The following is a 22,081-nucleotide window of genomic DNA, read 5'->3' as shown; positions in this document are numbered from 1 at the left end:
GAGCTGGCCTCAGTGGGGCGGTCAAGTACCTCATCCCAGCCGTAACGGCGCAACATAGCGACTACATCGTCCTCAAAATCGGATTCGTACTTGTAAGTCGGTGGCGTAGTCATAGCGAGCATTCCTTAGACAAACATGCGCTGCAGCAGCGCAGTCTTCGCTTGGGTCAATTGAGTTATGTAGTTGGTTTCAGCCGCAATGAGGTCGTCAAGATTAGAGAACACCTCACCGATAGCACGTTGTTCTTCGAGGGTGGGAGGGGTCGGTAGGAGGATAGTCGCCAAGTTAGACCTACTCACCCTTTGGCGAGTGCCGCCGGCCAGCATCAGACGAATACTGTCGAAATACTCTGTGGTGCTGAGATAAGCGAGTATAAAATCAGGATCGTTTGATGAATCGGTACGCACGATTGTGCAGTCAACCGCTGTAATCATCTTGTAAGGGAGAGCGGGCACTTTGCAGGCACGACCCGCTGGCTCAGGCAGGCGCGAAATAAGGATGTCACCCGGTAGAACTTCTTCACACCGAAGCCGATGAAATGTTGATTCAGAAACCCATTTTTCGCTACCAGCCTTTGCGAGGAACTGGTTAACACCAACGTTGCCTGTTTGAAGCAGTCGAATACCGCCAGTGCTCTGGTCCTTAGATTCTATCCAATCACCATCGGTGAACTTGGCAGCGAGGTCTTGTAACTCAGCAGTACCCCACGCCCTGCTGAACCCATCAAGCCGCAGCTCCGGCTCATCAGCGCCGTCTTTCGGGAACATACGCTGCAGCAACGCAGTCTTCGTCTGCTGCAGGTTCTCGTGCTTGGCACGGTGCTGCTCGATAAGCGCGTCGAGATCAGAGAAGAGTTCACCGATGGCGCGCTGTTCTTCGGTCGCGGGGACATGGACCTCAATTTCTCGGACTGTTTTGTTAGAAACCTCTAGGAATGTTGATCCAGTCGCAAGCTGTTCGGCTATCTCGGTGATCTTCGATGTCAGAGCATAGAAAAAGTGCGTATCAACACCTTTGTTCAGCACAAACGATTGGAAGCCCTGATTAGTCGTAGCAGGATGGTCCAAGATCGCTGCGTGCCCGATACTCGCTCTACTCGTAAATAGAACTGTCCGATGCGCTGGCAACAGTCGTGCCGATGAGTTTGCTAACCCGGCACGAGTGATCCGCTTATTGCTTGGCTTCGCAATTGCGGTCTCCCCAATCTCATTAGGGGAATACCAATCGATATCACCGTCCCAAAAGGAAGTTACAGAAGTGCTGGGGGTACCACCGCCGACTATGTCGGCAATCTGCTGTAACTCGACCGCACCCCACTCACCGTCGAAACCCTCAAACCGCACTGCTGGCGTGTTGTTCTTAGTCACGCTGTCCACCACCGAGCATCTGCTTAAGGGCTGCCACAGCCTGCAAATCTGCATCTGAACCAGTCAGCCCATTCAACGCGCTGAGCAGGTTGCGCTCAGTTCTAGCGATCTGCGTATCAAGCTCAGTTAGCGGTGTGGCGTACTTATCGCGCAGGCGTTGTATCTTGCTGGCGAGGCCTCCCAACGCAAGCGTGGGCAATTGAGCCAGCTGAGCCATCAGCGCAGTCACCCACTTGTGTGTGAGCACCTCGTCGATCTGGGCGGCGTCAAGACTCTTGATGGTTTCGTGGGTCTTCTCCTCCAGCTCTTGTGTCGCTTTCTTAAGTTCCGACTTCACCTTGGTCAGGCGATCAAGCAAACGCTTTGCTTCGATCTGGATGGCCTCGACGCTGCCTTCAGGCCACTGCTCATCCTTCTGCAGAGCCTTGACGGCCTTGTTGAGCTGGCCCTTTAAAAACCAGTCTTCTTTGGCGTTGAGAACCTCAGTGAGGTCAGTCTTATCCTCTTCACTCAGGCCTTCGATGATGGCGGCCAGTTCAGCCTCGATGCTGTCGCGCTCGTCTGCCAGATCAGCAACCCGTTCTGCGAGCTCCGGCAGGTAGAGGTTGCGAACAATGTCAAAAGGTGCGACACGCCCCTCCCAACCAGTTTGGGTGTAGACCTTCCTGTTGTTCTTTGTCTTCCACTCCATGACCGGATCGACGACACGCACTGCGTCCCATCCCTCAGTCTGCAGGATCGTCAGGTCGTTCGAAGTGACACGCCACTTCTCATGAAGCAATTGATACCCCTGGTACTCATCGACCAGTGGAACGGGGGCCAAGCGGTTGAACAGGTCAGCCTTAATCGCATCATCAGCGGTATTCACCGAGACAGTCATTGCGTTCTCGATGAGATCGGTGTGCAGCGCCTCAGGGAGGCCAGCTAGCGCTGCGTTCATTCTGCCGCCCAGTGCTTCAGCCGCTTCGTGCGACAGAATCGCATTGCGGATGTCGTCAGTGGCGAGTACCGCAGAGCCATTGGAGTCTTCAACAAAAAGCGATTCACGAAGGCCTGGGAGCTCCTCCCAATACTCCGCAAGATCATCGATCTCCGCGACAGGAATACCACCGTTGACCGTGGCGAAGAAATCCACCGGTTCTGGGGGCAGTGTTGCAGAGACATACCGCGGGATGTTGAGGTTGTAATCGTTGTCGCGAATCTCCTCACGGCTCACAACACGCGCGTAGTTTGCTACGTCTTGGCGTGCATGAACGGCATCGACGATGCGCTCGATGTCACGGGCACGCAGCACGTTGTTCTTACCGTCTTTAACGAAGTCCTGGGAAGCGTCAATAAACAGCACGTCATCATGCGAGCGCTGTTTCTTCAGCACCATGATGATCGTTGGAATGCCGGTACCGAAGAAGATCGAGCCGGGCAGACCGATGATGGTGTCGATGTTATTGGCCTCAATGAGGCGGGTGCGAATAGTCTCTTCTGCCCCACCACGGAAGAGCACGCCGTGTGGCAGCACGATTGTCATAATGCCATCGGATTTGACATGGAAGAGTTCGTGCAGCAAAAAGGCGTAGTCCGCTTTGGTTTCAGGCGCGAGTCCGTACTTCGTAAAGCGCGGGTCGGTGGCTTTGCCCTCCGGTTTCCACCTTTGCGAATACGGCGGGTTAGAAACAACCGCATCAACGAAAAGGGGATCGTACGTATTCTCTGGATCGGCGTCGTCGAACATAGGCCAGTCATGCTCGAGACTGTCGCCACTGCGGGCGACGATATTATCCGCTTTGACACCTCGCATAACCAGGTTCATACGCGTTAGGTTAAAGGTGTTTTCCTTGATTTCCTGGGCGTAGTACTTAATTGCGTCCGGGTCGCCCATGTGGCGTGCAACCGCCTGGCCGATGTTAAGCAGCAACGAACCAGACCCTGATGTCGGGTCGTAAATGGTAATGGTGTCACGGCCCTGGATGTGCGCGGCAACAATGCGACTCATCACCTCAGAGACCTCGTGCGGGGTGTAGAACTCACCAGCCTTCTTACCTGCGTTGGCAGCAAATTTCGAGATCAAGTACTCATAGATAAACCCGAGAACGTCGTAGCCTTGTGAACCGTCGGTGGGGATATCGTTGATGAGGTCAAGCAGGTCCCGAATTGCCTTTGTCTGCTTTGTGGCGCTGTCGCCGAGTTTTGACAGTCCTGTCTCAAGGGTTCGGAAAATGTCTTTGAAGACATGGCTGCGGCTCGGCAAGATAAGGCGGTCAAATGCCGCTAAAGCGTCGCGCACGTCAGCGACGTTGAAGTCGCCGCCTTCCTTACGCCAGGTCGAATGAAGGTTGTCGTAGGCGATGAAGTAGCCCAGGCGGTTCTGGACAAACTCGACGGTCTCAGAGTCGCTTTCGACAAGTACATCGGCAAGTTCGTCAGGCGCCACGTCATTGGTGTACATAAGCTTCTCTACCTGATCGGAGAGGAACTTATAGAAGATGAAGCCGAGAATATAGTCCTTGTATTCTTGCGCTTCGATCTTTGAACGCATCGTGTTCGCGGATTCCCAGATTCGCGATGCCACTTGCCGTTTGTCCATGTAAGGCCCCTTGTACCAGTTTGTTCAGCTTCGGTTGATCCTGTACGCCACTCTGCCTTGAGTGCCGCTTCAGCGCTCAAGGCAGAATATAGATGTACGCAATCGCCACGTGTAACTCGCAGTGTTACACAATTCACACGTTAACGACACTACGCAGTCAAAGTCTTGCAGCGTATGCGAACGAATGGAGTCAACTGCGTGCCTGGAACCTTCACAGAACGCGAATGTATCTTCCACTTATGGGAAGTGTTAATGGTGCGGGTCAGACGTTAAACCGGAACTCCACGACGTCGCCGTCAGCCATAACGTAGTCCTTGCCTTCCATGCGGACCTTGCCGGCGGCTTTCGCCTCGTTCATCGAGCCGAGTTCATCGAGGTCTTCAAAGGACACGATCTCAGCCTTGATGAAGCCCTTCTGGAAGTCGGTGTGGATGACCCCTGCCGCCTCGGGAGCGGTCCAGCCCTTGCGGATGGTCCACGCACGAGCCTCCTTCGGCCCGGCAGTCAGGTACGTCTGCAGACCAAGAGTGTCGAAGCCAACGCGAGCCAGCTTGTCCAGACCAGGCTCGTCCTGACCGGTAGATTCGAGCATTTCGGCGGCTTCTTCAGGATCCAGCTCAATGAGTTCAGCTTCGAACTTCGCATCGAGGAAAATTGCCTCAGCCGGAGCCACGAGCTCGCGCAGCTGCTTCTGCATGTCCTCATCAGCCAGGCCCTCTTCATCAGTGTTGAACACGTAGATGAAGGGCTTTGCCGTCATGAGCTGCAGTTCACTCAGCAGCGAAACATCAATCCCGGCCTTCTCCGCACCCTGGAACAGGGTCGTGCCGTCTTCAAGAAGAGCAGCGGCCTTGTCCATAGCCTCAAGCACCGCACCGTCAATGAGCTTGCGCTTGACATCCTTTTCAATGCGTGGACGAGCGTTCTCCAGCGTCTGCAGGTCAGCCAGAATCAGCTCGGTCGAAATCGTGTCGAGGTCACCGGCCGGGGTCTCCGAACCTTCAACCCGGGTGACATCCGGGTCCGAGAAAGCGCGGGTCACCTGGCAGATGGCATCGGCTTCGCGAATATTGGCCAGGAACTTATTCCCCAGGCCCTCACCTTCCGAGGCGCCCTTGACGATGCCCGCAATGTCCACGAAGCTCACGGTCGCCGGCAGAATCTTCTCGGAACCGAAGATCTCAGACAGCCGGTCCAGTCGCGGGTCGGGCAGCGGCACAACGCCCACGTTCGGGTCGATCGTTGCGAACGGGTAGTTCGCCGCGAGAACTTCAGCACGGGTCAAAGCGTTAAACAGGGTCGACTTGCCCACATTGGGCAGTCCCACAATTCCAATTGTCAAAGCCACGCGGACATTTTAGCCCGCGACCGGCTGACGGTCGCCTCCGGGCGGCAAACGAGGCGAGAGGCCAATGGCACAATCTCCTCATGGCTTCCCAGGTCTCCCATGAACAGCTCGCCAACGCACTTCGCGAACAAGGTATGCGACTTCTGCCGGAAATCATCGCCTACGTGCGGCGTGAGTCTCCGATGTACATCGACGTCACCGATACCGAGATCGAAGACTCACTCAAGCAGAACGTAGAAATGTGCATACGCTCAATCGGCCCCAACAGCGGAAACTCAGATTCATACTTTATGAGGTGGGCACAGATCTCACGTTCGCGATTTGAAAAAGGAGTCCCTCTTGAAGAGATCTTTCAGACCTATCGCCACAGCGTCGAACGACTCGTAGAGATACTCATAAAACTGCTTGACCAAGGCGGATGCTCTGCGCGCGAACAAGCCGAAGCCATCAGCAGCGTGTGGAAGTCAGCAAATGCCTACACCGTCAAACTGGCAAACGTTTATAACCATCATCAGCAGCTTCAGGCGTCCCAGAGCCAGGCACAAAAAGAGATCATCTTCGACACGGTCAAAAACGGCTCCCCATTCGGTCCCAGCGCCTATGCAGCTGCCCAGTTCTTCCACCTGAACGAACGGGCGGAGTACAGCTATTTCATTGCCGCGTTTTCTCCCGAGGCTTCGCTTCCAACATACGAATCATTGCGCATGGTGGAAGCTCGTTTAACCAACGGGCGTGGAGTCTGCACCGCCACAGCTTTCACGATCGAAGGATTCTCTACGGAGCATCTGACTTTTCCCGAGGCAAGCATGTCGGTAGGGCCACCCAGGCTTCTCCCCTACCTCCACGAGTCGTTCCGCACCGCGGAGCAGATCACTCGCACGTCCAAGGCCCGCAAACCGGGACTGCATCGCCTGAGCGATGTTGGATGGCGACTTGCTGTACGCGCGTACCCTGATGTCCTCCACCTTTATGAGAAGAAATACATCACCCCCCTCCGGCGAGGGAAAGCCGATGTCAAATCTCTTCTTGACTCACTCGATGCTTATCTGATTCACAACGCGAGCGTGACTGCCGCAGCAGCCACCCTTCATTGCCACCCCAATACTCTTCGCTACCGACTGTCGCGCTTCGAAGAGCTCACCTCGTGTTCCATTGAACACACCGAAACTCGCATAGAACTTGCTTGGCTGCTCGAATCGATGAAGGCGAAAGACCAGCCGATCAACTGAACGTTGTCTTCTCCCACAAGACAGTGCAGGAACTTATGTAGCAACAACCAATACTGTATTCGCGGCAGATCTCTAGCATTGTCCCAGCGTGGCGTTGCGCTGTCGATTGCAAAGGAGCAACCGTGAAGTTTTTGTCTAAGAGCCTCAACATACTAGTGGAGAGGTACCTGCCTAGCGCCTACCTATTCGCTCTCATCCTCACCATCGTGGCTGTAGCCATGGGCATGACCTTAGGCGGCGCGAGCCTTCCAGAGATAGCGGAGATGTGGTACGGGGGCTTCTGGAACTTCCTCGAATTCGGTATGCAGATGGTGATCGTGCTTGTAACCGGATACGCGCTGGCGCAAGCACCACTGGCTAAGCGCCTTCTAACTAAATTCGCTGAAGTTCCGAAAACGCAGTTCGCAGCCCTCACCGTGGTCATGGTTGTGTCTGCTGGGCTTGGAATCATCAGCTGGGGTTTGGGCTTCGTAGCCGGCACTATTGTTTCGATCGAAGTTGCTCGTCGTACACAGACCGCAGATTTTCGTCTGCTTGTAGCCTCATCCTATTCAGCGGTGATCGCCACCCAGCCTATGTCGCTTGCACTTACTGCCCCGCTTTTGGTGAACACTCCCGAACACCCGCTGGAGGACAAGATCGGTCTGATTCCCGTCACACAGACAATTTTCAGTCCGACCATGCTCACCATCTCGATCCTCGGGTTCATCGGCGTTTACATCGCTTTTGCTCTCATGGCCCCGCGAGCAGAAGAAGTGGTCCCCTTTAAGGGCCGTCCCGCAGACGTCACAGAACAAAGCAAGCCGGATACCGCCGCTGAAAAAATCGATAACAGCATCATCATCAACACTGCTGTCGTCATACTCGGGATCACCGCAATTGCTCTCTATTTCATTGCGAACGGGTTCAATCTCGAACTCAACATCATGAACTTCATTTTTCTGATTGCGGGAATCTGTCTGCACGGGAGCCCAGCGAAGTATGCCAAGTGCATTACCGACGGGATTCCGGCAGCCTCTGGCATCGTGCTTCAGTTCCCTTTCTACGCCGGGATCATCGGAATTATGGCCGGGTCCGGGCTGATTGTGCTCATCGGTCAGTGGTTTGCTTCGATTTCGACAGACAGCACATTCCTCCTGCTGGCCTATGTCTCGGCCATGATTGTCAACATCTTCGTGCCTTCCGCAGGTGGCCAATGGCAGGTGCAGGGCCCCGTGATGATCGAAGCTGTTCAGAATATGAACATCAGTCCAGCCACCGTGGTCAACGCGGTTTCCGTCGGTGATATGACCACCAACCTCCTGCAGCCGTTCTTTGTTCTGCCGACATTGGGATTGTCGAAGCTTGGACTCAAGGATATTTGGGGATATTGCATGACTGCCATGCTCGTACTCATGCTGATCTCGGGAACGATCTTCCTTCTGGTTCCCGTTCTTGGGTGGTAACCACTGCTGAGGAATTCAATCTCTCGTCAGCTCTGAATCACCTAAGGTATGCTCGGCTGCCGTTTCAAAATGTAGATTGGGGTAGCGAAGCTCGAAATTTCCCGCCTGTCCCCGCCGACACCGCACGGAAGGAACCCCGTGGCACCTGCCGAGCACACCGACCCCGCTGATCCTCAGCAGCCGAACCGCAAGCCCACCCCCGAAGAATGGGCTCAGGCTTTCCGCACCTCCCAGGGCCGGCCGCCGACGGTCGAGGAGTACCGCGCGGCTCTTGACCGCGGCGAGATCCACAACGATCAGCACCAGTCCTTCGAGCAGTTCGGCGAGCAGCTCAGCTCCGGCTTCCGCAACTTCAGCGCCAGCGCGAAAGACGCCTACACCACCCACGTCGCACCAACGGTTGAACGCTCCAGCGCAGAAGCACAGGACTTCCTCAACAAGCACGGCGCCCAGGGCAGCGGCAAGATCGGCACCTTTGCACGCTGGGCATCCTTTGGTCTGCCCGCCGCAGCGCTCCTGGCAATCATCAGCATGTTCCTGCCGTTCGTCATGATCGACGTACTGAGCGACCACGGCACCCTGAACTTCTTTTCGTTCTCGGTCATGGTGAGCGGTCGAGCCTTCGCGGGCATCCTCATCATGCTGCTGTGCCTGGGCGCAATCGGCACTGCAATCGCTGCGATCATCACGAAGAAGCCCATCCTCAAACTGATTGCCGGCGGCGCTGGCGCACTCGCGGGCCTGTTGGGCATCTTCACTGTTCTGGCCCGCCTGCCCTATGTCTTCTCCGGGATGTTCCCGCACGTGGGCTTAGGTCTCCTGGCTGTGATGTCCTTGGTCTTGATCGCCGGAGGCGGTCTGCTTGCGGTTGAGTTCTTCACCCAGCGCGGCACCAAGCCGCCTGCTGCTGGGCAGCAGCCTTCGGGACCCGCTGACGAGGCGCCGCCACAGTCACCCCACTCCCCGGCCTAAGTGCCGGGCGGGCTGGCTGCCCCGGCGGGTTTCTCCCAGATCAACTGATGGGATACCCCTCCGTGGGGCCCTGCCAGGCCGGCTGCCAGCCGAGTTCAGGCGCAACGTGTGTGGCGAAAACTTCCAAAATGTGGAGGTTGTAATCAACACCGAGCTGGCTGGGAATGGTGAGCATGACGCTGTCAGCGTCCATGAGCGCGGTGTCCTGCTTGAGCTGTTCGACCAGCTGGTCTGGCTCCGCCGCGTAGGTCTTGCCGAACGTAGAGCGGAAACCGTCAATGACGCCGATCTGGTCGTTCGCACCCTGGCCGCGAGCGCCGAAATACATGGCATCGAGCTCGTTGACGATCGGGAAAATGCTGCGTGAAACGGGCACGCGCGGCGTCCAATCATGGCCGGCCTTTTTCCATGCATCGCGAAACAGTGCGATCTGCTCCGATTGCAGCTGTGCGAAGGAATCACCCGTGGCCTCTGTCAGGAGGGGCGAGGACATGAGGTTGACACCCTGCTGTGCGGCCCACACTGCTGTTTCGCGGCTGCCAGCGCCGCACCAGATGCGGCGGTCAAGACCTGGCGAGTGCGGTTCAATGCGCAGACGCCCGTGTTCATCAGCCGGTGAGGGCGGGAAGCCGGATTGCTGACTGGCAGGTTCGACCATGCCTTCACCGCGGATTGCCGCCATGAACTGTGGGAACTTTTCGCGCGCGATATCGGCTCCGCGCGGGTCGGTGGAACCTGCGTAGCCAAAGGCTTCCCAGCCGCGCTCAGCCGGTTCTGGTGAGCCGCGCGAGATTCCCAGCGCCACCCGTCCATCGGACAAGAGGTCGAGTGCGGCGGCTTCCTCTGCCAGGTACAGGGGATTTTCGTAGCGCATGTCGGGCTTGTGGCGTTGGTGCGACCGGCTCTGCCGTTTACAGGTACCGGCAGACCTGGTCCGCGCTGCACGAGTCGGGGTCGGGCTGCGCGGCGTCGCGTCTGAGCTCGGTGATGGTGTCGCGCAGCGCGGCGAGCTGGGCGATCTGCTGCTCAATCTCGGCGAGGCGTGCGTCGAGGAGGTCGCGCACGTGCTCGCAGGGAGCAGCGCCGTCGTCGCGGATGTCGAGGATCTGGCGGATCTGGGCGAGGGTGAGGCCCGCGGCCTGGCCGCGGTGGACGAAGTCGATCCGGGCGGCCGTCTCGGGCGCGTAGTCGCGGTATCCGGACGGCGTGCGCTCGGCCGGCGGCAGCAGGCCCTGCTCCTCGTAGAACCGCAGCGTCTTCGCCGTCGTTCCCGCCCGCTCGGCGAGTTCCCCGATGCGCATCGCAGGCCCCCTCTTCTTTCGGCAGAAGTCCTCTTGACCTTCCCCTGCACTGGAAGGTCCAGTATGGCTGAGACAGACCGGAAGACCAAGTGTTGACAGGAGCTGCGATGCCCACGAAGTACGACCTCGCCATCATCGGATCGGGCGGTGGTGCGTTCGCCGCCGCGATCCGCGCGACCACGCTCGGCAAGTCGGTGGTGATGATGGAGCGCGGGACGCTCGGCGGCACCTGCGTGAACACCGGCTGCGTGCCGTCGAAGGCCCTCATCGCCGCTGCCGACACCCGTCACGTCGCCGCCGACGCTTCAGGCCGGTTCCCGGGGATCGCGGCGACGGCTGAGACAGTGGACATGCCTGCGCTGATCGCCGGGAAGCAGGCGCTGGTCGAGTCGCTGCGCGGCGAGAAGTACGCCGACGTCGCCGACTCCTACGGCTGGCAGGTCCGCCGCGGCGATGCATCGTTCGCCGGCGGCCCAGACGCCCCGGTACTGGAGATCATCGCCGGCGACGGGACGGTCGAGACCATCGAGGCCGACCACTTCCTGGTCGCGACTGGTTCTCGCCCGTGGGCTCCGCCGATCGACGGCCTGGAGGAGACCGGGTACCTGACCTCGACCACGGCAATGGAACTCGCTGAGGTTCCTGAGTCGTTGCTGGTGCTCGGCGGCGGCTACGTCGCCCTGGAGCAGGCGCAGCTGTTCGCTCGCCTCGGCTCGCAGGTCACGCTGCTGGTGCGGTCCCGGCTCGCCTCGAAGGAGGAGCCGGAGGTGTCCAAGGCGCTTCAGGAGGCGTTCGCCGACGAGGGCATCCGGGTGGTCCGCCGCGCGCTGCCGACGCGGGTGTCCCGCGACGCCGCGACCGGGCAGGCCGTCGTCACCGCGGACGTCGCCGGGGGGCGGGAGGAGTTCCGCGCCGACCAGGTGCTCGTCGCCCTCGGACGACGACCGGCCACCGACGGTCTCGGCCTCGACAGGGTCGGAGTCGAGACCGGGGACCTCGGCGAGGTGGTCGTCTCCGACCGGATGCAGTCCTCCCACCCGCGGATCTGGGCCGCGGGCGACGTGACCGGCCACCCCGAGTTCGTCTACGTCGCCGCCCACCACGGCACCCTCGTCGCCGAGAACGCGTTCACCGACGCCGACCGGGCCGTGGACTACGCCCGGCTGCCGAGGGTCACGTTCACCGGCCCGGCGATCGGCGCGGTCGGGATGACCGAGAAGGACGTCGTCGCCGCCGGGATCCGCTGCGACTGCCGCGTCCTGCCCCTGCACCACGTGCCCCGCGCCCTGGTCAACCGCGACACCCGCGGCTTCGTCAAGATCGTCGTGGACGCCGACACGGGGAAGATCCTCGGCATCACCGCCGTCGCCAAGGACGCCGGCGAGCTCGCCGCCGCCGGGGTCCACGTGCTCGGCAAGACGGTCGCCGAGGTCGCCGACGCCTGGGCCCCCTACCTGACCATGGCCGAGGGCATCCGGATCGCCGCCAAGGCCTTCACCACCGATCCGTCGCTCCTGTCGTGCTGCGCGTGAACGCGCACGCAGACCATCGGGGGGAATGCTCAGCTGGGAGAGGAACAGACGATGAGCGGCGATAAGGACCACGACTCGCATCGCGCGGGCGTGCTTGTCGGTGCTGGGATCGCAGTCGGGGTGGCCGTCACAGCGGCGATCGTCCTCCGGCGACTGCGGCGGCACCGACGTCGCTCGACCGGCTGCTGCGGCAATCGTTCGACTACTGACCGGGGTCAGTAGTTCGAGTGGCTCCAGTCATCGTCGCCAGTTCGGCCTGCGGCTGCACCGCAGTGTTAGCCGGCGACCGGGAGATGACCAAGGCACCGATGACCAACCCGGCGACGGCGAGCACCGCAGCGATCACGAAGGGATCGCCGGCGTGCAGGGCCGGGGCGAACCCGAGGCCCACGTACACGGCCACGCCACTGGCTCCTCCGAGCTGGTCCGCCGCTCGCTGGACGCCCGATGCGATCCCGGCATCCTCGTCGGTGGTCCCGCTGACCGCGATGTACTGCAGACCCACGAGTCCGAATCCCATTCCTGCCGCGATCAGCAGCATCGCAGGGAGCAGCCACGCTGCCCCACCGCCCAGGACCGCCACAAGCGCGACCACCGCCATCGCGCCCGCAGCAGCCGTGAGCCCGACCAGAACGCAGGCGCGTGCGCCCCAGCGCCCCAGCAGCCGTGGAACAAGCACCGAGGCCGCGATCAGCGCTACGGCCAGGGGCAGCATCGTGAGACCTGCCCCCAGCGGACCGATCTCCAGCCTCTCCTGCAGGTAGAAGGTGAACAGCAGGAAGGAAGTCGACAACGCGCCGCTGAGCAGCATCGTCGTCAGGTTCGCTCGCAGCCGCGCGCGGTCCGCGAAGAAGGCCAGCGGAACCAGCGGGTTCTGCGACTTCGACTCGACCCACACGAACCCGACGGCGGCTAGCACCGAGCCGACCAGCGCGGCCACGCTCACCCACGGATTTGTCCCAGGCTCGCCGGCCTCGACCGCGGCGTAGACGAACAGCAGCGGGCAGGCCGTCAGCAGGAGTGATCCCGGAAGGTCCAGACGGACCCGTTCACGAGACCGAGACCGGTCTGCCGGGACCAGTACGAGCGCGGCCACGATCACGACCAGGATGAACGGAACCGAGATTAGGAAGATCCACCGCCAGCCCAGATGAGCGGTGATGATCCCCGAAAGGGCGAACCCGAGCACCAGTCCGCAGCTGGCCACTGCGGCCCACACGCTCAAGGCGCGCGACCGGTGCGGCCCCTCGGGGAAGAGCAGCACGATGGTCGCCATCGCCGCGGGCAGCGCGATGGCCTCGCCTGCTCCCTGGAGCAGGCGCGCGGCAACCAGGACCGGGAACGAGGGTGCCAGGCCCGCCAGCAGTGATGCCGCGCCGAAGAGGGTCGTGCCGACCAGTAGTGTGCGGCGGCGGCCCAGAAGGTCACCGAGTCGTCCGCCGAGCATCAGCAGCCCGCCACCGGTGATGGTGTAACCGACCACGACCCACGTCAGGGAGTGACCCTCGACGCCGAAGTCCGCGCCGATTGAGGGCAGCGCAATGTTGACCACGGTCACGTCGACCGCGATGAAGAACTGCAGCATGAACATCGCGCATAGCACGAGCCATACGCGCACAGGAACGGGACTGAACCCGCGGGTAGAAGAGGAAATGCCTGAAAGCATCGATTGCTCCGTCGCTCTGAAGAGTTTCGAGCAGCACAAAGGGCCGCTCCGGATGGATCACGAAGCGACTGGACGTTCCAGGAGGTAAGTGGTGTGAGGAGGACGTCCCGCCGCTAGCGGGAGGTCCTGGTCACTGCCGCGCAGGCGGCAGAGCACGAAGATGCTGACATGTTGACGATTGTACTGCCCGGGGCCCGTGACTGCGAATCTGAGTGGGCCGGGTCCAGGCCACCCCTGTGGTTGCCGACTCCAAGTACCAAGCGAGCGAGGCGGCACACGCGCCAAGATGGTGCCGCGCTCACGCGTGACCCATGGCTCAATACTTGTCATGGAGAGTCACCAGTGTCGCAACCTATACATGCGCTAGCGCAGGTCGATGACACCGGTACCGACTTCGATGTTGCGCGTCTTGGCCGCAATCGTCGCCAGCAGCGGCATGGGCGAACCCGACTGCGGCGCAAAGTGGTGAACACGGAAATAGGCGCCGTTGACACCAAGTTCGTCAGCACCCTGCGCGATATCAACCGCGTCAGTGAGCATCTGTTTGGCATCAAGGTCACTGCCCGGCGCGTAATGCCCGAAGCTGAGGAATTCAAAAGACTTCATGCCAGCCAAATAAAGTTGAACCTTTGACTATTCCCCTTGGATTGAATCTGATCCGAAAACAGCTGCCCCTGGTTATGTCAGTGCCTCAGTGCACACTGAGGGCATGACTACAGCAGCACTCATCACCGCCGTCGTCGCAGCGATCGTCTTCCTCGCGCTCGGTGCTGTTATCGGCTTCCTGTTCGGTTCAGCGCGCACCCGCTCGGAAATGTCCACCAGGCTTGCTCAAGCGGAAACAGCCCGTCAGCTTCTGACTGACCGTTCCGAAGCACTGGAGGCTGATGCACGCCTTGCCGGCGAACTCACCGGCGCTGTCGGCCCGCTAGCCGCCGGGGTGCGCCGCCTGCAGGAAGACCTTACGGAAACAGAGCGCCAGCGCATTGAGCAGATGACCAGGCTGAGCGAACAGCTCACTCACCTAAGCCAGCAGAACCGAGATCTTCGCGAATCCACTGGGCGGCTGGGCCAGGTGCTCAACGCGACCTCATCCCGCGGCGCGTGGGGTGAAGTGCAGCTGCGCAGGATCGTCGAATATGCGGGCATGCTTCCACACGTCGACTTCGACACTCAGGTCAGCGTCACCACAGCAGATTCCGCGCTCCGCCCCGACATGGTCATCAACCTGCCGCACGGCGGCACCATCGTCGTCGATGCAAAAGCACCACTGTCAGCACGCCTGCGGGCAGAAGAGAACGGCAGGCCCGCCACGGACGAACACGCGCGCGCTTTTCTACGGCACGTCGACTCGCTGGCATCAAAGGAGTACTGGAAGCAGTTTGCCGCTTCCCCGGATTTCGTCGTCTGCTTTGTGCCCAGCGACTCTCTCCTTTCAGAGGCTGCTGCCGCCTACCCGCAGCTCATCGAAAAGGCAATGTCGCGCAATGTCGTCATCGCCTCACCTTCGACCCTCCTCGTGCTGCTGAAGACCGCGGCCATGGGCTGGCGGCATGAAGCCATCAGCAGCTCCGCAGAAGAAGTCCTGCATTTGGGCCGGGAACTCTACGACCGCGTGGGAACCCTCGCCGGTCACGCAGCCCGGGTCGGCACGGCACTGCAGCGAGCGGTGGGCGACTACAACACGTTCATCGGGTCCTTTGAAAGCAGGTTCCTGGTGACCGCACGAAAGTTCACCCACACCGGCCTGAGCACTGAACACATCGATGCCCTCCCTGGCCTCGACGCCGCTGTGCGCAAACCCAGCGCAGACGAACTCAGCCGGCCAGATGAGTGATCTGGCCGGCTGAGCGGCAGGCTGTGTGACGTTTAAGAAGCGTCAGCGCAGGTCGTGTTCGCGGTCCGCGCCGTCCTTCTTGTTCGACGTCTTGTGGCCGGCAGCCTTGAGGTCCTTGCGCAGTTCACGCGGCAGCGAAAACATCAGGTCCTCGGTAGCGGTCTGCACTTCTTCGACATCCGTGTAGCCGTACTCGGCCAGAAGCTTCAGCACTCCCTGCACCAGAACCTCGGGAACAGAAGCACCGCTGGTCACACCGACCGTGGCAACATCGTGGAACCACTCTTCGTCGACTTCACGCGCGAAGTCGACCCGGTGCGCGGCCTTTGCCCCGGCTTCCAAAGCAACTTCAACAAGACGCACCGAGTTCGACGAATTCGCCGAGCCCACAACGATCACCAAATCTGCCTGTGGTGCGATCTTCTTCACCGCGACCTGACGGTTCTGAGTGGCGTAGCAGATGTCATCACTCGGCGGATCCTGCAGCTGCGGGTAGCGCTCCCGCAGTATATTGACCGTTTCCATGGTTTCGTCCACCGACAGGGTGGTCTGCGAAATCCAAATGAGCTTTTCGGGATCACCCAGATCGACCGTGCGGGCCTCATCCGGGTTCTGCACCAGCACGATGTCGTCAGGAGCTTCGCCCATCGTGCCCTCGACCTCTTCGTGGCCGTCGTGGCCCACAAGCACGATCAGGTATCCCTCTTTGGCAAAGCGGATGGCTTCACGGTGGACCTTGGTCACCAGCGGGCAGGTGGCGTCAATCGTCTCGAGATTGCGCGCAGCAGCCTTGGCGTGCACCTCCGGAGACACACCGTGGGCAGAGAACACCACGCGCTTGCCTTCGGGAACGTCATTGGCGGAATCGACGAAGATCGCGCCGCGCTCGGTGAGCGTCTCAACAACATGGCGGTTGTGGACGATCTCCTTCCGAACATAAACGGGCTCACCGTAGTGCTCAAGGGCACGTTCAACGGCGATGACAGCACGATCAACGCCCGCACAGTAACCGCGGGGAGCCGCCAGCAGAACCTGCTTAGCGCTCTCGGGCTGTCGGATTTCACTCGGCTCTTTGCGCACACGAGGCATGGCCGGCATGGGAACGCTCACAGTACTCACGCCACCATTGTAGGAAGCGCCTATGAGAATTCTGTGTCAGCACCTGGCGTTAGACTTCCCGACAACCCCAAGCGACGGCAGCAGAAGCGGAGGAAGCGTGGCACAGCGGATCAGCGGAACCCCGGGAACACTGGGCGCGCACACCCCACGCCCCCTGCCCGCACTGGCCGGCGACACCACTGCGGACAACCCGTGGCCCCTGGCTCTTCTGTCGCGCAAGATGAAGGAATACATCGACCGCATGTCGGTCGTGTGGGTCGAAGGCCAGGTCATCCAGTTCAACCGGCGCGGCCGGGTCAGCTACTTCACGCTGCGGGACCTCAACGAAGAAATGTCGCTGCCCGTGCAGGTGTTCAACGACGTCCTCGAAAGGCTCGAATCCCCCATCGAAGAAGGCTCGCACATCGTCGTGCAGCTCAAAGCAGACTTCTGGGGCAAAGCCGGACGCCTGTCCATGCGCGCTCGCGACATCCGCCCGGTCGGTCTTGGCGAACTCCTCGCCCGGCTGGAACGCCTGCGCCGTCAACTGGCGGCTGAAGGCCTTTTCGACCCCGCGGCCAAAAAGCCGCTGCCGTTCCTGCCCGGCAGAATCGGGCTCATCACCGGACGGAACTCCGATGCCGAAAAGGACGTCCTGCGCAACGCGACACTGCGCTGGCCGGCCGTGCAGTTCGAAGTTCGCAACACAGCGGTGCAGGGAACAACCGCGGTCGGCCAGATCATCAGCGCACTGCGCGAACTCGACAGCGACCCCACCATTGACGTCATCGTCATCGCCCGCGGCGGTGGCAGCATGGAAGACCTCCTGCCGTTTTCCAACGAAACGCTCATCCGCGCGGTCTCTGATGCCACCACCCCCGTGGTGTCAGCCATCGGGCACGAAGCCGACAACCCCATCCTCGACGAAGTCGCGGACCTGCGCGCGTCCACGCCGACCGACGCTGCCAAGAGAATCGTGCCGGACGTCCACGAAGAGAACATGAAGATCCTCCAGGCCCGCGCCCAGCTGGACGGAGCGCTGGAAAGGTTCATCGCCCGGGAACTCACAGCACTGGAATCCGTGCGCTCAAGGCCTGTCCTTGCTGAACCGCAGCAGATGATCACCTCACGCCAACGGGATGTCGAAAACTGGCGCGAACGCGCCTGGCAGCTGGGCAATGCAGCAGTGCAGTCCGGCTTGGCGGAAGTCCAGCATCTGCGCACCCAGGTTCGCTCGCTGTCACCGCTGAACACCCTGGCCCGCGGCTACGCCGTGGCGCAGAGCGCTGACGGAACCGCCGTGCGCTCTGCGGAAACACTTACACCCGGCGATCACCTGACCATCACAGTCGAACGCGGTGTCTTCACCGCCGACGTCACTGAAATCGCCAACACCGACGGCCCCGGACGCCCCACGGAAGGAACAGATTCACATGACTGAGAACACCATGCCCGAAAGCACCGCCGCACCGTCGGATGCGCAGAACATGAGCTACGAACAGGCGCGCGACGAACTCGTCACTGTCGTGCGCACACTCGAAGGCGGCAACCTGCCGCTGGAAGAATCACTGCGCCTGTGGCAGCGCGGAGAAGAACTCGCCGACAGGTGCCAAGCATGGCTCGACGGTGCCCGCGAAACCCTCAACGAGGCTCAGGCCAAGCGCGAAAACACCACGGAGTCCGCTGAATAAAGGCTGCAGCTTCAGCGGCGGTTTCCGACCGCTCAACGGCGTTCAGCAGCCACGCTGGAGCAGAGCCAGTGAAAGAAGCACTCAGCCGTTCAGCTGCTCGACGGCCTGCTTCGCGTATTCGTGGTAGCTCTCCCACCGGGCTGAGCCCTTGAGGACGACCGTTGTTCCGGCAATCTTGCCCACCAGCGCCTGCTGGGTGAGGTCCTTCGATTCGTATTCGGTGAACTTCACACCGTCGATGTCCGACTTTCCGCGTTCGACAGCGCCGTCGAGAACGGAGGCGAGCCAATCATCGTCGCCCTCAGACTGGCGAACAGAAACCCACTGGTCCTGGGGGCCGACCATCGACACGTACCACGTATCTGCCTCAGGGTGGCCCATCTTGGTGAAGTGGGCGTCATTGGCGTTCCAGTCCTCGAGAAGCTTCGGTGTGTAGAGATCGAAGCCGGCGTGATCCTCGGCAGCCTGGCCGATCGAGGCAACATCAACGCTGCGCGTAGGATCGCCCTTCGGCTGCGGAACGAGCATAAAAACGACGAACACCACGCCGAAGCAGATGAGCAGGGCGATGATCATATTGACCCAGTTCGACGTCAGGCGGATCTGGCGCATTTCTTCCCGCGAACCGGGAACGGGCTTCTTCTCAGACACGCCCCCTATTGTCTCTGAGCGCGAACGCAAACGCACACCCACCCACCCCTTGGCCCATCTGAGTTCGCTGTGTCACAGCCGGGTGGCACAATAAGGACTATGAGCACCAGCGAAACACCGGCAGAAAACCCGACTGTCAAAGGCCACCACAACGGCGGACGGGCTTCTGCCCCGCCTCAGGCCGTCACCGATGAATGGACGCAGCGTCTGCGCACGCAGGCCGGCGAACCCGACCGCAACCTCGCACTCGAACTCGTCCGCGTCACAGAAGCCGCCGCAATCGCGGCAGCCCCGTGGGTGGGACGTGGCGACAAACTGGCCGCCGACGGCGCCGCAGTTGCCGCCATGCGCAATGTCATTTCAACCGTCACCATGAACGGCACCGTCGTAATCGGCGAAGGCGAAAAAGACGAAGCCCCCATGCTGTACAACGGCGAAGCAGTCGGCAACGGCGACGGTGCTCTGTGCGATGTCGCAGTCGACCCCATCGACGGCACCACGCTGACCGCCAAGGGCATGCCCAACGCGATTTCCGTCATGGCGGTCTCTGAAGACGGCTCCATGTACGACCCTTCGGCTGTCTTCTACATGGAAAAGCTCGTCGTCGGCCCCGACGCCGCAGACTACGTTGACCTTCGCCTGCCGGTGGACGAAAACATCCGCCGCGTTGCAAAGGCCAAGGGCAACCCCGGCAACCCTTCCTCGGTCACCGTCGTCATCCTCGACCGTCCCCGCCACAAAGACCTCATCCAGCAGGTCCGCGACGCCGGCGCACGCGTCAAGCTCATCTCCGACGGCGACGTCGCGGGCTCCATCGCAGCCTGCCGCCCCGGCACTGGAATCGACATGCTCATGGGCATCGGCGGAACCCCCGAAGGGATCATCTCGGCCTGCGCAATCAAGGCCCTCGGCGGCGTCATCCAGGGTCGCCTGTGGCCACAGGACGACGCTGAACGCCAGGGTGCAATCGACGCGGGTCTCGACGTCGACGCCGTGCTCAGCACGGACGACCTCGTCACCGGCGACAACACGTACTTCGTCGCCACGGGCATCACCGGCGGCGACCTCCTGGGCGGTCTTCGCTACGAAGGCAAGCGCGTCGTCACCGAATCACTCGTCATGCGTTCAAAGTCCGGCACGGTCCGCACCGTCATGGCGGAACACCTTCTTGAGAAGACCCACTCCTACGAAGAAGCGGCAAAGGAAGCCGCTGCGCGAGGTCTGGTCTGATGCCGGCACGCAATCTTTCTCCGCAGCAGGCACTCGACCACCTGATGGAAGGCAACAAGCGCTTTGTTGCAGACACCCCGTCGCACCCCAACCAGAACTCCAAGCACCGCAGCACGCTGACCGACCACCAGCACCCCTACGCAACACTGTTCGGCTGTGCTGATTCGCGCGTTGCCGCGGAAATGATCTTCGACGTCGGTCTTGGCGAAATGTTCGTCGTCCGCACAGCCGGCCAGGTCACGGACGCGGTCACCATCGGCAGCCTCGAATACGGGGCATCCAACCTCGGCACGCCGCTGCTGATCGTGCTGGGCCACGACAGCTGCGGGGCTGTAACCGCCGCAGTCGAATCCCTCGAAACCGGCGAAACGCCCAATGGATTCGTCTACGACGTCGTCTCACGACTCCTGCCGACCGTCATCCACGCTCGTCGCGACGGCTTCAATGACATCGGCGGCGCTGTACACCAGAACACCGTCGACACGGTGCACCTGCTGTACGAACGCTCTCAAATCCTCAAAGAGCTGGTCGACTCCGGCCAGCTCATGATCGTCGGCATGACCTACAAGCTCAAAGACGGCCGCGCCAAGATCGTCGCCCAGATCGGCGGCGAAGCGGCCACGGAAAAGGAACTCACGGAGGCAGCACAGTGACAGAATTCCGCATCGAACACGACACCATGGGCGAAGTCAAAGTCCCCAAGGACGCCCTCTACGCCGCGCAGACCCAGCGCGCCGTCGAGAACTTCCCCATTTCGGGCAAGACCCTCGAAAACGCCCATATCGCAGCTCTCGGTCAGGTGAAGAAAGCCGCGGCGCGCGCCAACCAGGAACTTGGCGTTCTCGATGCCGAGCGCGCCGAAGCCATCGCCCAGGCAGCTGACGAAGTCATCGCCGGCAAGCACAACGGCGAGTACCCCATCGACGTGTTCCAGACCGGTTCGGGCACATCCTCGAACATGAACACGAACGAAGTCCTGGCCAACCTCGCCACCCAGATCCTCAAGGACAAGGGCATCGAGGTTCACCCCAACGACCACGTGAACGCGTCCCAGTCCTCCAACGACGTCTTCCCCACCTCGGTGCACGTTGCCGTCACCGGCGCACTGGTCAACGACCTCATTCCGGCTATGCGCACGCTCGCCGAATCGCTGGAAAAGAAGGCCGAAGCCTGGAAGGACGTCGTCAAGGCCGGCCGTACGCACCTGATGGACGCCACACCTGTGACGCTCGGCCAGGAATTCTCCGGCTACGCCGCACAGGTTCGCATCGGCATCGAGCGCATCGAAGCCTCGCTCCCCCGCGTGGCTGAAGTCCCGCAGGGCGGCACCGCCACCGGCACCGGCATCAACACGCCCGACGGCTTCTCCAAGCGCGTCATCGAACTGCTGGCCGAACAGACCGGCCTGCCCATTACGGAAGCGCGCAACCACTTCGAAGCACAGGCCAACCGCGACGGCCTCGTGGAGGTCTCCGGTCAGCTGCGCACCATTGCCTACAGCTACATGAAGATCAACAACGACCTGCGCTGGATGGGTTCGGGCCCCAACACGGGTCTGGGCGAAATCCACATCCCGGACCTCCAGCCCGGTTCGTCGATCATGCCCGGCAAGGTCAACCCGGTCATCTGCGAAGCCGCAATCATGGTTTCGGCTCAGGTCATCGGCAACGACACCACCATTTCGCTGTCCTCGACCAACGGCGCCTTCGAACTCAACGTGGGCATCCCGGTCATGGCTGCGAACCTGCTGGAATCCATCCGCCTGATGGCCAACACCTCGGTCGTCATGGCTGAAAAGATGATCGACGGCCTGACCGTCAACGAAGAGCGCGCCCGCTTCCTCGCCGAAGCATCGCCGTCGATCGTGACCCCGCTGAACAAGGTCATCGGCTACGAAGCAGCTGCAGCAATCGCCAAGCACGCTGTTGCAGAGAAGATGACGGTCAAGGAAGCCACCATCGACCTGGGCTACGTCGAAAACGGCACCATCACGGAAGAAGAGCTCGACAAGGCTCTCGACGTGATGACCATGGTCGGCAACTACAACCGCTGACGCAGCGCTGGGCAAACCAGTCTCGGCAAGCCCCTGACAGCAGAACGGGCGCCCGCCGGCTCCACACGGAGTCGGCGGGC

At 61.0% G+C, this 22,081-nt stretch carries 19 protein-coding genes; 10 read left to right on the top strand and 9 right to left on the bottom strand.

The window, feature by feature from the left end; all coding sequences use genetic code 11:
- Positions 1–125: 125 nt before the first annotated feature.
- From HMPREF3087_RS03350 to ychF, 3 genes are all read right to left on the bottom strand, one after another.
- Positions 126–1,367: a restriction endonuclease subunit S gene (locus HMPREF3087_RS03350; RefSeq protein WP_176744999.1), complete on the bottom strand. Its 1,242-nt coding sequence runs from the start codon at positions 1,365–1,367 to the stop codon at positions 126–128.
- Complete coding sequence (locus HMPREF3087_RS03345) at positions 1,360–3,948, bottom strand: type I restriction-modification system subunit M (RefSeq protein ID WP_070428047.1); 2,589 nt, start codon at positions 3,946–3,948, stop codon at positions 1,360–1,362. The genes HMPREF3087_RS03350 and HMPREF3087_RS03345 overlap by 8 nt, the downstream gene beginning before the upstream one ends.
- Positions 3,949–4,210: 262 nt before the next feature.
- Positions 4,211–5,296 (bottom strand): redox-regulated ATPase YchF, encoded by a 1,086-nt coding sequence (gene ychF, locus HMPREF3087_RS03340; RefSeq protein WP_062019811.1) that lies wholly within the window; start codon positions 5,294–5,296, stop codon positions 4,211–4,213.
- 80 nt (positions 5,297–5,376) lie between these two features.
- On the opposite strand from ychF, the gene HMPREF3087_RS03335 reads away from it, so the two are divergent.
- The 3 genes from HMPREF3087_RS03335 to HMPREF3087_RS03325 all read left to right on the top strand — a co-directional run bounded on the left by HMPREF3087_RS03335 (position 5,377) and on the right by HMPREF3087_RS03325 (position 8,942).
- On the top strand, positions 5,377–6,525 hold the full coding sequence (locus tag HMPREF3087_RS03335; protein WP_070428046.1) for a helix-turn-helix domain-containing protein: 1,149 nt from the start codon (positions 5,377–5,379) through the stop codon (positions 6,523–6,525).
- Positions 6,526–6,647: 122 nt separating this feature from the next.
- Positions 6,648–7,970 carry a short-chain fatty acid transporter gene (locus tag HMPREF3087_RS03330; RefSeq protein WP_070428045.1) on the top strand — a complete coding sequence of 441 codons (1,323 nt, stop codon included), beginning with the start codon at positions 6,648–6,650 and terminating at the stop codon, positions 7,968–7,970.
- Between the two features lie 138 nt (positions 7,971–8,108).
- Positions 8,109–8,942, top strand: coding sequence for a hypothetical protein (locus HMPREF3087_RS03325; protein ID WP_070428044.1), 834 nt, complete (start codon positions 8,109–8,111; stop codon positions 8,940–8,942).
- Positions 8,943–8,982: 40 nt separating this feature from the next.
- On the opposite strand, the gene HMPREF3087_RS03320 is transcribed toward HMPREF3087_RS03325, so the two are convergent.
- Both HMPREF3087_RS03320 and HMPREF3087_RS03315 read right to left on the bottom strand, forming a co-directional pair.
- Positions 8,983–9,816 carry an LLM class flavin-dependent oxidoreductase gene (locus HMPREF3087_RS03320; protein ID WP_070428043.1) on the bottom strand — a complete coding sequence of 278 codons (834 nt, stop codon included), beginning with the start codon at positions 9,814–9,816 and terminating at the stop codon, positions 8,983–8,985.
- Between the two features lie 37 nt (positions 9,817–9,853).
- Positions 9,854–10,243 carry a heavy metal-responsive transcriptional regulator gene (locus HMPREF3087_RS03315; RefSeq protein ID WP_010079214.1) on the bottom strand — a complete coding sequence of 130 codons (390 nt, stop codon included), beginning with the start codon at positions 10,241–10,243 and terminating at the stop codon, positions 9,854–9,856.
- 107 nt (positions 10,244–10,350) lie between these two features.
- Here HMPREF3087_RS03315 and merA point away from each other — a divergent pair, with 107 nt between their 5' ends.
- A complete protein-coding gene (gene merA, locus HMPREF3087_RS03310; protein ID WP_070428042.1) occupies positions 10,351–11,775 on the top strand; it encodes a mercury(II) reductase in 1,425 nt (474 codons plus the stop codon).
- A gap of 202 nt (positions 11,776–11,977) precedes the next feature.
- On the opposite strand, the gene HMPREF3087_RS03305 is transcribed toward merA, so the two are convergent.
- Both HMPREF3087_RS03305 and HMPREF3087_RS03300 read right to left on the bottom strand, forming a co-directional pair.
- Positions 11,978–13,441 (bottom strand): MFS transporter, encoded by a 1,464-nt coding sequence (locus HMPREF3087_RS03305; protein WP_256173022.1) that lies wholly within the window; start codon positions 13,439–13,441, stop codon positions 11,978–11,980.
- Positions 13,442–13,804: 363 nt separating this feature from the next.
- The gene (locus tag HMPREF3087_RS03300; protein ID WP_061944109.1) at positions 13,805–14,047 is read right to left on the bottom strand and encodes an LLM class flavin-dependent oxidoreductase; all 243 of its coding nucleotides are present in this window, start codon (positions 14,045–14,047) and stop codon (positions 13,805–13,807) included.
- A gap of 103 nt (positions 14,048–14,150) precedes the next feature.
- Between HMPREF3087_RS03300 and HMPREF3087_RS03295 the strand changes: the two genes are divergently transcribed.
- On the top strand, positions 14,151–15,278 hold the full coding sequence (locus HMPREF3087_RS03295) for a DNA recombination protein RmuC (RefSeq protein WP_070428054.1): 1,128 nt from the start codon (positions 14,151–14,153) through the stop codon (positions 15,276–15,278).
- Between the two features lie 42 nt (positions 15,279–15,320).
- Here the strand turns inward: HMPREF3087_RS03295 and HMPREF3087_RS03290 are convergent, their stop codons facing one another.
- Entirely contained in the window at positions 15,321–16,376 is a 1,056-nt protein-coding gene (locus HMPREF3087_RS03290) for a 4-hydroxy-3-methylbut-2-enyl diphosphate reductase (RefSeq protein ID WP_070428040.1), read from the bottom strand.
- Positions 16,377–16,494: 118 nt separating this feature from the next.
- On the opposite strand from HMPREF3087_RS03290, the gene xseA reads away from it, so the two are divergent.
- A complete protein-coding gene (gene xseA, locus HMPREF3087_RS03285; protein WP_070428039.1) occupies positions 16,495–17,817 on the top strand; it encodes an exodeoxyribonuclease VII large subunit in 1,323 nt (440 codons plus the stop codon).
- Positions 17,810–18,067, top strand: a complete 258-nt coding sequence (locus tag HMPREF3087_RS03280; protein WP_061944103.1) for an exodeoxyribonuclease VII small subunit — start codon at positions 17,810–17,812, stop codon at positions 18,065–18,067. Before xseA ends, HMPREF3087_RS03280 begins: the two co-directional genes overlap by 8 nt.
- Positions 18,068–18,148: 81 nt before the next feature.
- Here the strand turns inward: HMPREF3087_RS03280 and HMPREF3087_RS03275 are convergent, their stop codons facing one another.
- Positions 18,149–18,718 (bottom strand): DUF4245 domain-containing protein, encoded by a 570-nt coding sequence (locus HMPREF3087_RS03275; protein ID WP_070428038.1) that lies wholly within the window; start codon positions 18,716–18,718, stop codon positions 18,149–18,151.
- A gap of 99 nt (positions 18,719–18,817) precedes the next feature.
- Here HMPREF3087_RS03275 and glpX point away from each other — a divergent pair, with 99 nt between their 5' ends.
- From glpX to HMPREF3087_RS03260, 3 genes are read left to right on the top strand one after another with little or no spacing between them, the layout of a single operon-like run.
- Entirely contained in the window at positions 18,818–19,948 is a 1,131-nt protein-coding gene (glpX, locus tag HMPREF3087_RS03270; protein WP_083272006.1) for a class II fructose-bisphosphatase, read from the top strand.
- On the top strand, positions 19,948–20,601 hold the full coding sequence (locus HMPREF3087_RS03265; protein ID WP_019175597.1) for a carbonic anhydrase: 654 nt from the start codon (positions 19,948–19,950) through the stop codon (positions 20,599–20,601). The genes glpX and HMPREF3087_RS03265 overlap by 1 nt, the downstream gene beginning before the upstream one ends.
- Positions 20,598–22,001 (top strand): class II fumarate hydratase, encoded by a 1,404-nt coding sequence (locus HMPREF3087_RS03260; protein WP_082784787.1) that lies wholly within the window; start codon positions 20,598–20,600, stop codon positions 21,999–22,001. The genes HMPREF3087_RS03265 and HMPREF3087_RS03260 overlap by 4 nt, the downstream gene beginning before the upstream one ends.
- Positions 22,002–22,081: the final 80 nt, after the last annotated feature.

The organism is Brevibacterium sp. HMSC22B09 (genome assembly GCF_001806795.1).
Classification (GTDB): domain Bacteria; phylum Actinomycetota; class Actinomycetes; order Actinomycetales; family Brevibacteriaceae; genus Brevibacterium; species Brevibacterium ravenspurgense.
The sequence above is the reverse complement of the archived record's forward strand: the minus strand, read 5'-3'. Positions and strand labels throughout refer to the sequence as shown.

Excerpts from the sequence above, each read along its gene's own strand:
- HMPREF3087_RS03345 (WP_070428047.1), bottom strand. The coding sequence starts at position 3,948 with ATGGACAAACGGCAAGTGGCATCGCGAATCTGGGAATCCGCGAACACG.
- HMPREF3087_RS03335 (WP_070428046.1), top strand. The coding sequence starts at position 5,377 with ATGGCTTCCCAGGTCTCCCATGAACAGCTCGCCAACGCACTTCGCGAA.
- HMPREF3087_RS03320 (WP_070428043.1), bottom strand. The coding sequence starts at position 9,816 with ATGCGCTACGAAAATCCCCTGTACCTGGCAGAGGAAGCCGCCGCACTC.
- HMPREF3087_RS03315 (WP_010079214.1), bottom strand. The coding sequence starts at position 10,243 with ATGCGCATCGGGGAACTCGCCGAGCGGGCGGGAACGACGGCGAAGACG.
- merA (WP_070428042.1), top strand. The coding sequence starts at position 10,351 with ATGCCCACGAAGTACGACCTCGCCATCATCGGATCGGGCGGTGGTGCG.
- HMPREF3087_RS03305 (WP_256173022.1), bottom strand. The coding sequence starts at position 13,441 with ATGCTTTCAGGCATTTCCTCTTCTACCCGCGGGTTCAGTCCCGTTCCT.
- HMPREF3087_RS03300 (WP_061944109.1), bottom strand. The coding sequence starts at position 14,047 with ATGAAGTCTTTTGAATTCCTCAGCTTCGGGCATTACGCGCCGGGCAGT.
- HMPREF3087_RS03295 (WP_070428054.1), top strand. The coding sequence starts at position 14,151 with ATGACTACAGCAGCACTCATCACCGCCGTCGTCGCAGCGATCGTCTTC.
- HMPREF3087_RS03290 (WP_070428040.1), bottom strand. The coding sequence starts at position 16,376 with ATGCCGGCCATGCCTCGTGTGCGCAAAGAGCCGAGTGAAATCCGACAG.
- HMPREF3087_RS03280 (WP_061944103.1), top strand. The coding sequence starts at position 17,810 with ATGACTGAGAACACCATGCCCGAAAGCACCGCCGCACCGTCGGATGCG.
- glpX (WP_083272006.1), top strand. The coding sequence starts at position 18,818 with ATGAGCACCAGCGAAACACCGGCAGAAAACCCGACTGTCAAAGGCCAC.
- HMPREF3087_RS03265 (WP_019175597.1), top strand. The coding sequence starts at position 19,948 with ATGCCGGCACGCAATCTTTCTCCGCAGCAGGCACTCGACCACCTGATG.